We start from the raw sequence: 11791 nt of genomic DNA on the forward strand, positions 1-11791 counted from the left end.
GGGGGACGTATAGCGGAATCTCCTATGGTCGTTTCAAAAACGGACGGCTCTTAGCGGCTTTTGCGAAAAGCCGAAAGGGGCGCGTGCCTCCGCCACAGCGGAATCACGCGCCCTTGCGGCATTTCTGCCTCACCGCATATCGGGTGCCTGCGCCTCTTTTGCAAGCCGGTCGATGACATCGGTGACGGAAAGGATGCTCTGCCCGTCCTTGCCGAGTTCGCGCAGCGCGACCGTGCCTTCGTCCGCCTCGCGCCGGCCGACGACGAGGAGGTTGGGCACCTTGGCCAGGCTATGTTCGCGCACCTTGTAGTTGATCTTCTCGTTGCGGGTGTCGACCTCCGCGCGGATGCCCGCCGCGCGCAGCTTCTCCACCACATCGCGGGCATAGTCGTCGGCGTCGGACACGATGGTCGCCACCACCGCCTGCACCGGCGCGAGCCAGAGCGGGAAGCGGCCGGCATAATGTTCGATTAATATGCCGATCAAGCGTTCATAGCTGCCGAAGATCGCGCGGTGGAGCATCACCGGGCGGTGGCGCTCGCCATCTTCACCCACATAGCTGGCGTCGAGCCGTTCGGGCAGAACCCGGTCGGACTGGAGCGTGCCGACCTGCCAGGTGCGGCCGATCGCGTCAGTGAGGTGCCATTCGAGCTTGGGCGCATAGAAAGCGCCTTCGCCGGGCAGTTCCTCCCAGCCATAGTCGGGCGTGTTGAGTCCCGCCGCCGCCACCGCGTCGCGCAGCTCATTCTCGGCCTTGTCCCACATCTCCTCGGTGCCGAAGCGCTTCTCCGGCCGCAGGGCGAGCTTGATCGCGTAAGTGAAGCCGAAATCCTGGTAGATGCGGTCGGCGAGCGCGCAGAAGGCGCGGACTTCCTCGACGACCTGGTCTTCGCGGCAGAAAATATGCGCGTCGTCCTGCGTGAACTGGCGCACGCGCATCAGCCCATGGAGCGCGCCATGCGGCTCGTTGCGGTGGCAGCAGCCATTTTCGTAGAAGCGAAGCGGCAGGTCGCGATACGACTTGATCCCCTGGCGGAAGATCAGGACATGCGCCGGGCAGTTCATGGGCTTCAGCGCCATCCAGTCGGCATCGTCCGACACCAGCGGGCCTTCATCCGCGACGTTTGGTACTTCGTCGGGGATGACGAACATATTCTCGCGATATTTGCCCCAATGGCCGGACTGCTCCCACTGGCGCGCGTCCATCACCTGCGGGGTCTTGACCTCGCGATAGCCGGCCGCGTCGATCGCCCGGCGCATATAGGCTTCCAGCGCCCGCCAGATGACATAGCCCTTGGGATGCCAGAAGACCGACCCATGCGCTTCCTGCTGGAGGTGGAACAGGTCCATCTCCTGCCCCAGCTTGCGGTGGTCGCGCTTGGCGGCTTCTTCGAGGCGCATGAGGTGCGCGTCGAGCTGCTTCTTATTGAGCCAGCCGGTGCCGTAGATGCGGCTGAGCATCGCATTCTTCTGGTCGCCCCGCCAATAGGCGCCCGACACGCGGGTCAGCTTGAAGGCCTGCGGGTCGAGCTTGCCGGTCGAGGCGAGATGGGGGCCGCGGCACATGTCGTACCAGCCGTCGCCGCTATGATAGACGGTCAGTTCCTCGCCCTGTGGCAGTTCGGCGGCCCATTGCGCCTTGAACGTCTCGCCAGCCGCTTCCCATTGCGCGATCAGCGTGTCGCGGTCGATCACTTCGCGGCGCAGCGGTTTGTCGGCGGCGATGATCTCGCGCATCTTCGCTTCGATCGCGGGAAGGTCTTCCTCGGTGAAGGGGCGATCCTTGGGCGCGAAATCATAATAAAAGCCGTCCTCGGTCGCCGGGCCGAAGGTGATCTGGGTGCCGGGGAAGAGCGCCTGCACCGCTTCGGCGAGGATATGGGCGAAATCGTGGCGCGCGAGTTCGAGCGCATCCGCCTCGTCCTTCGCCGTCACCAGCGCAAGGGTCGCGTCCGCCTCCAGCGGGCGGCCGATGTCGCGCAATTCGCCATCGACGCGCGCGGCAATGGCGGCTTTCGCCAGCCCTGGTCCGATCGCCGCCGCAATATCCGCCGGGGTGGTGCCGGGCGCGACTTCGCGCACGTTACCGTCGGGCAGGGTGATCTTGAGCATGGCGGACACGGGGAAACTCTCTGATGAAGGGGTAGGCGCGCAGCTTAGAAAAAGCCGCGCCTTCCCCTTAAATGGGCGGTCCATCCTGTCAATAGAAGCCCTCTTGCCAGCGCCGCGCGAAAGGCGCATCCATGATGTGCTGTTATATCATAATCAGCAGTAGGAGGGACGTATGGCTCTGAGCTTTGCAAGACCCCATGGCGCGCAGGGCGACGCGCCGATGAGCGAGATGAACACCACCCCGCTGATCGACGTGATGCTGGTGCTGCTCATCATGTTCATCATCACCATCCCGATCCAGACGCACAGCGTGGGCATCGACCTGCCGCAACCGCAGCCCAAAACATCTTTACCGCAACCCGATCCCGTCAAGAACAAGGTGACGATCGACGCTTTCGGCCTCATCCGCTGGAACGGCGCGGCGGTCGACCGGCTGACGCTGCGCCGCTATCTCGCCGCGTCGCTGCGGCTGCCGGTGGAGCCGGAATTGCAGTTCGAGCCCGACGCGCAGGCGCGCTACCTCATCGTCGACGAAGTGCTGGCCGACATCCGCCGCGCGGGCGTGACGCGGATGGGGTTTGTGGGCAATGAGCGCTATCGGGCGTTTTAGTGCGGTCTTCTGACTTGACCCGTCGCCTCGGCTGATATCTTCTCTTATCCGGGGCTTTTCGGGGGATTTAGATGACGGACGAAGTCGACGCGCAAGCCAGCTTTGCGTTCGAGGGCAATTGGCGCGATTATGCGCCAATTGCCTTTACCAATCTGCTGCTGACGATCGTGACGCTGGGCGTCTATCGCTTTTGGGCAACGACGCGGACCCGGCGCTATCTTTGGTCCAACACGCGCTTCATCGACGATTGGCTGGAATGGACGGGAACCGGCAAGGAATTGTTCGTCGGCTTCCTTATGGTCCTCGTGCTGATCGGCCTGCCTTTTCTGTTCTTGCAATTCGGCGCGCAGGCGCTGGTCCTTCAAGGGCAGGTTGCGTTGGCCGGGGTGCTGACGATCATGGCCGCCTTCACCATCTTCTATTTCACCGGGGTCGCCCGCTTTCGCGCCCTGCGCTATCGCTTGAGCCGCACGTGGTGGCACGGCATTCGCGGCGGCAGCGATGACGCCGGCTGGGGATATGGCGGTCAATATATGTGGCGCACGATGGTCGCCTATCTTCCGTTCGGACTGCTGATTCCCTGGTCGATGATGTCCTTGTGGAATCGCCGGATGAACCGGATGAGCTTCGGATCCGAGCCGTTCGTTGCAAGAGGGCGCGCCCGCCCCTTGATGAAGCGATTTCTGCTCTTCTATCTTGCGCCAATCCTGTTCGTGTTGCTGGCGATAGCGATGGCGGACATCTATGGTGGCGAACTGGGCGGCGGCATCCGCGTGACCTCAAGCTTCCCGCCCATCTTGCGGATCATTGCCTTTCTGGTGATTTTCCTGGGTGTTTATACGCTGCTGGGTTTGATCGCTTTGGCCTATTACGCCGCTTTCCTTCGCGAAGCGATCGACAATTTGTCCTTGGGCGGCCTGCAATTCTCGTTCGAGGCGAGCACGGACGACTGGCTGGCTCTGTTTTTCGGTGACGTAGCGCTGGTGGTCTGCACATTGGGCATTGGGGCGATCTTCCTGCAATATCGCCACTGGAAATTTTTCATCACCCATATGGGCGCGGCCGGAGAAATATACACGGATCAGTTGGCGCAATCGCGAACCCGCACGGATCGGCATGGCGAAGGGCTGCTCGACGCGCTGGATGTGGGCGCCTTCTGACCGATGGAGGCGTTCCGCCTTTGGCATTATGACGGCGTCACCGCCGTGCGGCGCGATGTGGCGCTGGCGGCGGAGGGCGAAGCGCATTTCCGGCTCACTGAGCCGGAGAGCGGCTGGACGGGCGAGCCGGTCGCCTGGGATGACCTCACCGTCATCGGCGCGGACAAGGGCCGGTCGGCCTATGGCCATCGCGCGCTGCCGGGATGGCGCATGGGCTTTGCCGGGGATGCGCCGCCCGACATCGCGGCCCGTCTGCCCAGGGCGGAGCGCTATGGCCGCTGGATCGACCGCTTCGGGCTGTGGCAGGCGGCGGCCGCCTTCACCCTCGTCGCCGGGCTGGTGGTGTGGGGGGCGCTGGAAGCGCCGGCGCTGATCGCGCCGATGATCCCGCAAAGCTGGGAAAACCGGATGGGCGACGCGATGGTCGGCGATTTCGGCGGCCGGATATGCAGCACGCCCGCCGGCGACAAGGCGCTGGCCGCCCTCGTCGCGCGGATCGACCCCGATGCCGAAGCGCGCGACGTGGTGGTCGCCAACATCCCATTGGTCAACGCCGTCACTCTGCCGGGCGGGCGGATCATCCTGTTCGACGGGCTGATCCAGCAGGCGGGGTCGCCCGACGAGGTGGCCGGCGTGCTGGGGCATGAACTGGGCCATGTGCGCCACCGCGACACGATGACCGGGCTGGTGCGGCAACTGGGCCTGAGCGTCCTGCTGGGCGGGTTCGCCGGCGATACGGGCGGCTATCTGAACGGCGTCCTGTCCCTGAGCTACGGGCGCAAGGCGGAGGATGCGGCGGACAGCGTCGCCATCGCCCAGATGCGCGCCGCCGCGATTTCGCCCGCCGGCACCGCCGCCTTCTTCGAGCGGATGGGCGGCAAGGGCGAGGGCGCCAACATGGAGCGGGCCATGACCTGGCTGTCGTCCCATCCGCTGTCGGCCGACCGGCGCAAGCGGTTCGAGGCGGCGGTGCAGCGGGGCGCGGCCTATCGCCCGGCGCTGGACGCGGCCCAGTGGCGGGCGCTGCGCCGCAGTTGCAAGTCCGACCCCAGCGTGGAGGACGCCTGGGGCCGCCCCTTCTGATCGCGGTTCAATGCGTCCCGCACAGTCTTTATGGAGGCAGCCGGAAAGGAGGCGGCCGATGAAGACGATGCGTTACGCGCTGACGGCGCTTGTGTGCTATGCCGCCTTCTGGGGAGCGGCGCATATCGGGCTGCTGCCGGGCCTTTCTGCCGACGCCTCCGATACGCTCGGAACTCAGGCGACTTCGGGCGCTGAGACCGCGCAGAAGCTGCGCCGGATTTTCCCCGTCATCCGCTGAACGCCGTTGACCCGATCAAAGGCAGTTGCGTCAGAGCTTTTCTCCGTCACCCCGGGTCAAGCCCGGGGTGACGATCCGATTGACGATGCGGACAATTTGGCTGTCAGACGAACAGCAGCCGGGCGTCGTCGGGCAAATCTTGCAGCAGCGCGACCGGGCCAGCGGCTTCCGCGCCGGGCGGCAGGTCGGCCGCAACAAGGCCCGCGAGCGCCAGCCCGCTCTGGCAGGCGAGGAGGCGGACACCGATCGCCCGTGCTTCGTCCATCAACGCCGCAAGATCGGGCAGGCCGGCCGCGCGATGCGCGGCGTCCTGCGGCGCGCCGAGCGGCGGACGCAGCAGCGCGACGGCGTCGAGTTGCAGGAACAGGGTCGCCGCGCCGCCCAGCGCCGCCTGCGCCGCCGCCAGGGTGAGCGCGCCGCGCAGCCTTTCCGGCTCGGGCGTGGCGACGATCAGAGCGAGGGGACGCATAGGTCCATGGCGCAGCCGGCGCAGCCCGGATCCTTGGGCACTACAAGCGTGCGAAAGCGCATCGAGAGCAGGTCGGCGATCAGCAGCCGGCCGGCCAAGTCCGTGCCGAAGGGCACGATCTGCCGCAGCGTTTCGAGCGCGGCGAGGCTGCCGATCGTGCCGGTGAGCGCGCCGAGCACGCCGGTTTCGGCGCAGTTGCGCTCGGGCGCGTCGTCGGGTGCGCCGACCAGGCAGCGATAGCAGGGCTTGTCCGCCTCCCAGCCGCGATAGGTGGATAGCTGCCCCTCGAACGGGCCGACCGCCGCCGACACGAGCGGGATGCGCAGCCGCTGCGCGGCGTCCGCGACCGCGAGGCGGGTCGCGAAATTGTCGCAGCCGTCCAGGATCACGTCGGCGTCGCGCAGGATCAGCGCGGCATTGTCCGCATCGATCCGGGCGTTGATGGGGAGGAGCTTCACATCGGGGTTGAGGCGCGCGACGGTGGCCAGCGCTGCCTCCGCCTTGGGCGCGCCGACATCGGCGGTGCCGAACATCACCTGCCGCTGGAGGTTGGAGAGGGCGACCGCATCATCGTCGATCACGCGGATGCGCCCGACGCCGGCGGCCGCGAGGTAGAGGATCGCCGGGCTGCCGATCCCGCCCGCGCCGATCACCGCGACATCGGCCGACAGCAGCCGAAGCTGCCCCGCGCCGCCGATTTCCTTAAGGACGATATGGCGGGCGTAGCGCTCCAGTTGATCGTCGGTCAGGGTCACGGCGCGTCCGACCAGAGGAAGCGCACCTGCGAGCGCATCCAGCGCGGCTCCATCCCGCGGCCCTGGGGGAAGCTGTTGCCCAGCAGGCTCAGGACGCGCGTGCTGACGAAGCGCTCGACCTCCGGGCAGCGGGCGTTGACTGGCGCGATCTTGAGCGGCTTGCCGTCGGGCGAGAGCAGGAAGAGCATATCGATTTCGAGCAGCCACGATCCTTCATAGCTGACCGCGCTCGAACAATTGCCCTTGCGGTAGAAGCGGGCGACATCCTCGGACCAGCGCGGCGATACGCGGCGGCCCTGCCAGCCATGGATCACCGGCACGGCGCTGATATCGTCGGGCATCGACGGGAGCGGGGCGGCGCTCGGAGCGGCGGCGGCCAGCAGCAGCGAAACCAGCATCGTCATCGCATCACACTCCTGTAGAGCCGAAGCCGCCTTCGCCGCGCGCCGTATCGCCCAGACTATCGACTTCCGCGAAGCTGGCAAGCTGCACCGGGGCGGCGACGAGCTGGGCGATGCGGTCGCCGCGCGCGATGACGAAGGGCTGATCGCCAAGGTTGATGAGGATGATCTTCAGCTCGCCGCGATAATCGGCGTCGATCGTGCCGGGCGTGTTGGGCAGGCTGATGCCATGTTTGAGCGCCAGGCCGGAGCGGGGGCGGACCTGCACCTCATAGCCTTCCGGGATCGCCATGGCGAAGCCGGTGGCGACGGCATGGCGGCCGCCGGGGCGCAAGGTCACATCCTCCGCCGAGACCACGTCCATGCCGGCGGCGTGCGCCGTGGCATAGGCGGGGACGGGCAGCCCTTCGCCATGGGGCAGGCGCTTCAGTTTAATCTCGATCGGCGAGGGCATGGGCGACTTTCTCGATGAGGCGGGTGGCGACCTGGTCCTTGGGCAGGGGCGGCCAGATGTCGATGCCGGCGGCGGTGACGATCTGTACCGCGTTGCTGTCACCGCCCATCACGTCGCCAGACACGTCGTTGGCGACGATCCAGTCCGCGCCTTTCTTCATGAGCTTGGCCTGGGCGTGATCGGCGATGGATTGCGTTTCTGCCGCGAAGCCGACGAGCAAAGCGGGGCGCTGGGCGTGGCGGCCAAGGGTGGCGAGGATGTCGGGATTCTCCACCAGCGCGAGCGGGGCCGGCTGGCCCGATCCGTCCTTCTTGATCTTCTGATCGGCGGCGTCGGCCGTGCGCCAATCGGCGACGGCGGCGACCATGATCGCGGCGTCGGCGGGCAGCGCTGCTTCGACAGCGGTCAGCATCTCGCGCGCAGTCTCGACATCGATCCGCTCGACGCCGGCGGGGGTGGGGAGGTGGACCGGCCCCGCGATCAGCGTGACCCGTGCCCCGGCTCGCACGGCGGCGGCCGCGATGGCGAAGCCCTGCTTGCCCGACGAGCGATTGGCGATGTAGCGCACCGGATCGATCGGCTCATGCGTCGGCCCAGCGGTCACGAGGATGTGGCGGCCTTTCAAAACCTCCGTTCGCCCTGAGCCTGTCGAAGGGCGCTCGCTGCCTGAAGAAAAGGGTAGGGCTTCGACAGGCTCAGCCCGAACGAAAGACAGGAGCCGCTCGATCTCGGCCACGATCTCCTCGGGCTCGGGCAGGCGGCCCTTGCCATATTCGCCGCAGGCCATCGCCCCGCTCGCCGGCTCCAAAATGTGGATGCCGTCGCTGCGCAGCGTATCGAGGTTCCGCTGCGTCGCGCGATGATGCCACATGCGCACGTTCATCGCCGGAACCGCCAGCACCGGCTTGTCGGTGGCGAGCAGGATGGTTGTGGCGAGATCGTCGGCGATGCCGGCCGCCATTCGGGCGAGGATATTGGCGGTCGCGGGCGCGATGACGATCAGGTCGGCCTGGCGGCTGAGCTGAATATGCCCGATCTCGCGCTCTTCCTTGAGGTCGAACATGTCGCCATAGACATGGTCCTCGGTGAGGACGCCGAGGCTCAAGGGCGTGACGAACTGCTTGGCGCTCTCCGTCAGCACCCCGCGCACCGCAATGCCGCGCCGCTTGAGCAGGCGAACAAGCTCCAGCGCCTTATAGGCCGCGATGCCGCCGGAGACGATGAGGAGGACGCGCTGGGTCATTGGCCCAAGCGCGCCAGCTCAGCGCGGCACATCAGCCGCAGATCCTCCAGCTTTGTCGTGGCGGTGTCCCACAGACGTGCAGGAATGATCGCCGGATAGTCGTGGCTAATCACATTTCGCATCTGATAGATGGCGGCCCAGGGAATGTGGACAAGCCTCGCCTTGAGGTCGCCCGACAATTTATGCGCTGCCTCACCGATATGCAGCAGGCGGAACGCTGTCAGGTCGATTTCGTCCTGATCGGCCAGGAAAGTGGCCTCTGTGAGGCGAGTCAGCCGTCGGCCGATATGATCGATCAAGTCGACGATCAGCGCCAGTCGATCAATGTCTCTATTCACCGGCATCAGAAGACGGGAACCATATCCGTCTCGGCCGACGCGCGGATACGGGGTCGCATGGCACCGCGCTCGACCAGATCGACCGAACAGCGCATGAAATGCTGGAGCTTCAGTTGGAGCCCGGCGAAGGCGATCAGGTCGATGCCGCTGTCGTGGTCGATCTCGCACATCAGGTCGACATCCGAATCCTCGCGCGCTTCGCCGCGCGCGACCGAGCCGAACAGCGCGAGCGAACGGATGCCCGCTGCGCGCAGTTCGGCCTCGTGCGGCTTCAAACGGGCAATGGCTTCCTCGCGGGTCATGATGTCAGGATAAGCCAAGCAGCCACATCGCGCCAGCCCCGGCCGCCGCCGCCAGCACCGCGACCAGCGCATAGCGCCAGCCGCCGCCGACGCGGATCAGCTTCACCTCGGTCAGGGGCGGGGGCGGGGGGGCGCCGCCCTTCTCCGGAAAGGCGTCCTCGATCCGGCGGACGAGGGCGGGCAGCCTTTGCAATGTGCGCCAATTTTCGATCAGCGTGTCGGCCGCCTTCGCCTCCGGCCCCAATTCGGTGCGCAGCCATTCGCGCACATAGGGGCCGCTCGTTTCCCAGAGGTTGATGTCGGGGTCGAGCGCAGTCGCCACGCCCTCCACCATCACCATCGTCTTTTGCAGCAGGAGGAGGTGCGGCTGGGTCTGCATGTCGAAATCGCGGGTGATGGCGAACAGCCCGTCCAGCATCCCGCCGACCGACAGCTCGCGCACCGGCTTGCCGCGCATCGGCTCGCCCACGGCGCGGAGGGCTGTCGCGAACTCGGCGACATTATGGTGAGCGGGCACATATTGCGCCTCGAAATGGATTTCGGCGACGCGGCGATAATTGCCGGTGATGAGGCCGAAGAGAATCTCCGCCAGCCACATGCGCGCGCGCCGGTCGATCCGGCCCATGATGCCGAAGTCGATGGCGACGATGTCGCCGCGCGCCGTCACGAACAAATTGCCCTGATGCATGTCGGCGTGGAAGAAGCCCTCCGCGATCGCCTGCCGCAGGAAGGCGTCGACCAGCCGTGCAGCCAAATCCTTGACGTCATGGCCGGCGGCGATCAGCGCGGCGCGATCGGCGATCTTGATGCCGTCGATCCACTCCATCGTCATGACGCGGCCGGTGGTGCGGTCCCAGTCGATGGCGGGCACGCGATAGCCCGGCATCGCCTCCATCGCCTCGGCGAGTTCGGACGCGGAAGCGGCTTCGCGGCGCAGGTCCAGCTCGCGCGCGGTCCAGCGCTTCATATTGGCGATGACGAGGCGGGGGCGCAGCCGCGCGATCTCGCCGCCCAGTTGCTCGACATGGGCGGCGGCCCATTCATAGGTCTGGATGTCGCGGTTGAACTGCGCGATCACGCCGGGGCGGATGACCTTGACCGCCACGTCGCGGCCATCGATGGTGCGCGCGCGATGCACCTGCGCGATCGAGGCGGCGCCGACGGGCACTTCGTCGAAGCGGGCGTAAAGGGCTTCGAGCGGGCGGCCGAAGCTCTGCTCGATCTCGGCGCGGATCGTGTCGAAGGGGACGGGCGGGAGCGCGTCCTGGAGGCGGAGGAGATCGGCGGCCGCTTCCTCGCCCACCAGATCGGGCCGGGTGGCGAGCGTCTGGCCGAGCTTGATCGCGGCGGGGCCGATCGCCTGGAAGGCGTCGGCATAGCGGGGCTGCGCGGGGACACGCGCGCCCAAGCGGGCGAGGCGGACCAGGCGGCGGACCGGCGCAGGGGTCAGCGGATCGCGCTCGATGCCGGTGAGCGCGCCATGGCGCGCGAGGGTGCGGCCCCATTTCAGGAGCCGCCAGATATGGGTAGCGTGGCTGGTCATCTATTCCAGCCCCTCCCTGGAAGGGAGGGGCTTTCAACTGTTGCGACCATCACGCTTTCCAGCCCGAATGGATCGCCACCAGGCCGCCCAGGATCGGCTCGACCTTCGTGTTCGCAAAGCCCGCGTCCCGGATCATCCCCTCGAACTTTGGCATATCCGGAAAGCGGCGGATCGATTCGATGAGGTAGCGATAGCTGTCCGCATCATTGGCGAAGAGCTTGCCGAGTTGGGGCACTAGTCTGTGCGAATAGACGTCATACACGTCCGAGAAACCGGGCCAGGTCGTGGTGGAAAATTCCAGGCAGAAGAAGCGGCCGCCAAACTTCAGCACGCGGTGCGCTTCCTTCAGCGCCTTGTCGATATGGGTGACGTTGCGGATGCCGAACGCGATCGTATAGGCGTCGAACGTCCGGTCGGCGAAGGTCAGTTGCTCGGCATTCTGCTCGGACCAGATCAGGCCCTCATACCCCTTCTTCTTCGCCCGCTCGATGCCCACGGCGAGCATTTCCGGGTTGATGTCCGACACCGTCACCTGCGCGCCATGGCGGTGCATCCGAAAGGCGATGTCGCCGGTGCCGCCCGCCATGTCGAGAATCTGCTCGGCCGGGCGCGGCTTCACCCGGCGCACGAACTGGTCCTTCCACAGGCGATGCGCGCCGCCCGACATGGCGTCGTTCATGAGGTCATATTTGCCCGCCACGTTGGAGAAGACGTCGCGGACCATGCCCGCTTTTTCGGCGGCATCGACGTCGCGATAGCCGAAGGATGCTGTTTCGCTCATGCAAAGCCCTCTAGACAGAGATTGTGCCCCGTTCCACCCAAAGGTGGGAATGACATCCGCTTATGCCTAGATGGACGTGATGCCCGAGCTTCCCGAAGTCGAAACCACCGTCGCTGGCCTCCGATCCGTGCTGGAGGGCGCGACCCTCTCGCGGGTGGAGCCGCGCCGCGCCGACCTGCGCTTCCCGATCCCCGTCGACCTGCGGCAACGGCTGACGGGGGCGACGGTGACCGGCCTGTCGCGCCGCGCCAAATATGGCCTCATCGAAACCGATCGCGGCGACATGATGATCTTCCACCTCG

Annotated in this window: 15 protein-coding genes; 5 read left to right on the top strand and 10 right to left on the bottom strand. The window is 66.3% G+C overall.

What is annotated here, in order from left to right:
- Window positions 1-129: 129 nt before the first annotated feature.
- Entirely contained in the window at window positions 130-2112 is a 1983-nt protein-coding gene (thrS, locus tag V2B31_RS00915) for a threonine--tRNA ligase (protein WP_328274415.1), read from the bottom strand.
- 172 nt (window positions 2113-2284) lie between these two features.
- On the opposite strand from thrS, the gene V2B31_RS00920 reads away from it, so the two are divergent.
- The 4 genes from V2B31_RS00920 (at window position 2285) to V2B31_RS00935 (ending at window position 5203) form a co-directional block, all read left to right on the top strand.
- Window positions 2285-2722: an ExbD/TolR family protein gene (locus V2B31_RS00920; RefSeq protein ID WP_328274384.1), complete on the top strand. Its 438-nt coding sequence runs from the start codon at window positions 2285-2287 to the stop codon at window positions 2720-2722.
- Window positions 2723-2793: 71 nt separating this feature from the next.
- Window positions 2794-3882, top strand: a complete 1089-nt coding sequence (locus tag V2B31_RS00925; protein WP_328274387.1) for a YjgN family protein — start codon at window positions 2794-2796, stop codon at window positions 3880-3882.
- Window positions 3883-3885: 3 nt separating this feature from the next.
- Complete coding sequence (locus tag V2B31_RS00930; protein ID WP_328274389.1) at window positions 3886-4965, top strand: M48 family metallopeptidase; 1080 nt, start codon at window positions 3886-3888, stop codon at window positions 4963-4965.
- A gap of 58 nt (window positions 4966-5023) precedes the next feature.
- A complete protein-coding gene (locus V2B31_RS00935; RefSeq protein WP_328274391.1) occupies window positions 5024-5203 on the top strand; it encodes a hypothetical protein in 180 nt (59 codons plus the stop codon).
- Window positions 5204-5306: 103 nt separating this feature from the next.
- On the opposite strand, the gene V2B31_RS00940 is transcribed toward V2B31_RS00935, so the two are convergent.
- From V2B31_RS00940 to V2B31_RS00980, 9 genes are read right to left on the bottom strand one after another with little or no spacing between them, the layout of a single operon-like run.
- Complete coding sequence (locus V2B31_RS00940; RefSeq protein WP_328274393.1) at window positions 5307-5672, bottom strand: DsrE family protein; 366 nt, start codon at window positions 5670-5672, stop codon at window positions 5307-5309.
- Entirely contained in the window at window positions 5654-6427 is a 774-nt protein-coding gene (locus V2B31_RS00945; protein WP_328274394.1) for a HesA/MoeB/ThiF family protein, read from the bottom strand. Before V2B31_RS00945 ends, V2B31_RS00940 begins: the two co-directional genes overlap by 19 nt.
- Window positions 6424-6831, bottom strand: a complete 408-nt coding sequence (locus V2B31_RS00950) for a hypothetical protein (protein WP_328274395.1) — start codon at window positions 6829-6831, stop codon at window positions 6424-6426. Before V2B31_RS00950 ends, V2B31_RS00945 begins: the two co-directional genes overlap by 4 nt.
- Before the next feature lie 4 nt (window positions 6832-6835).
- A complete protein-coding gene (gene dut, locus V2B31_RS00955; RefSeq protein ID WP_328274396.1) occupies window positions 6836-7282 on the bottom strand; it encodes a dUTP diphosphatase in 447 nt (148 codons plus the stop codon).
- Window positions 7260-8525 carry a bifunctional phosphopantothenoylcysteine decarboxylase/phosphopantothenate synthase gene (locus V2B31_RS00960; RefSeq protein ID WP_328274397.1) on the bottom strand — a complete coding sequence of 422 codons (1266 nt, stop codon included), beginning with the start codon at window positions 8523-8525 and terminating at the stop codon, window positions 7260-7262. The genes dut and V2B31_RS00960 overlap by 23 nt, the downstream gene beginning before the upstream one ends.
- Window positions 8522-8869 (bottom strand): HepT-like ribonuclease domain-containing protein, encoded by a 348-nt coding sequence (locus V2B31_RS00965; protein ID WP_328274399.1) that lies wholly within the window; start codon window positions 8867-8869, stop codon window positions 8522-8524. The genes V2B31_RS00960 and V2B31_RS00965 overlap by 4 nt, the downstream gene beginning before the upstream one ends.
- Window positions 8869-9165, bottom strand: coding sequence for a nucleotidyltransferase family protein (locus V2B31_RS00970; RefSeq protein WP_328274401.1), 297 nt, complete (start codon window positions 9163-9165; stop codon window positions 8869-8871). Before V2B31_RS00970 ends, V2B31_RS00965 begins: the two co-directional genes overlap by 1 nt.
- 4 nt (window positions 9166-9169) lie before the next feature.
- Complete coding sequence (gene ubiB / locus V2B31_RS00975; RefSeq protein ID WP_328274403.1) at window positions 9170-10708, bottom strand: 2-polyprenylphenol 6-hydroxylase; 1539 nt, start codon at window positions 10706-10708, stop codon at window positions 9170-9172.
- Window positions 10709-10757: 49 nt separating this feature from the next.
- Window positions 10758-11489, bottom strand: coding sequence for a class I SAM-dependent methyltransferase (locus V2B31_RS00980; RefSeq protein ID WP_328274405.1), 732 nt, complete (start codon window positions 11487-11489; stop codon window positions 10758-10760).
- 79 nt (window positions 11490-11568) lie between these two features.
- Here V2B31_RS00980 and V2B31_RS00985 point away from each other — a divergent pair.
- The coding region (locus V2B31_RS00985; protein WP_328274417.1) for a DNA-formamidopyrimidine glycosylase family protein at window positions 11569-11791 on the top strand (223 nt) is incomplete at its 3' end.

It is taken from the genome of Sphingobium sp. (assembly GCF_036170395.1).
Taxonomy (GTDB): Bacteria; Pseudomonadota; Alphaproteobacteria; order Sphingomonadales; family Sphingomonadaceae; genus Sphingobium.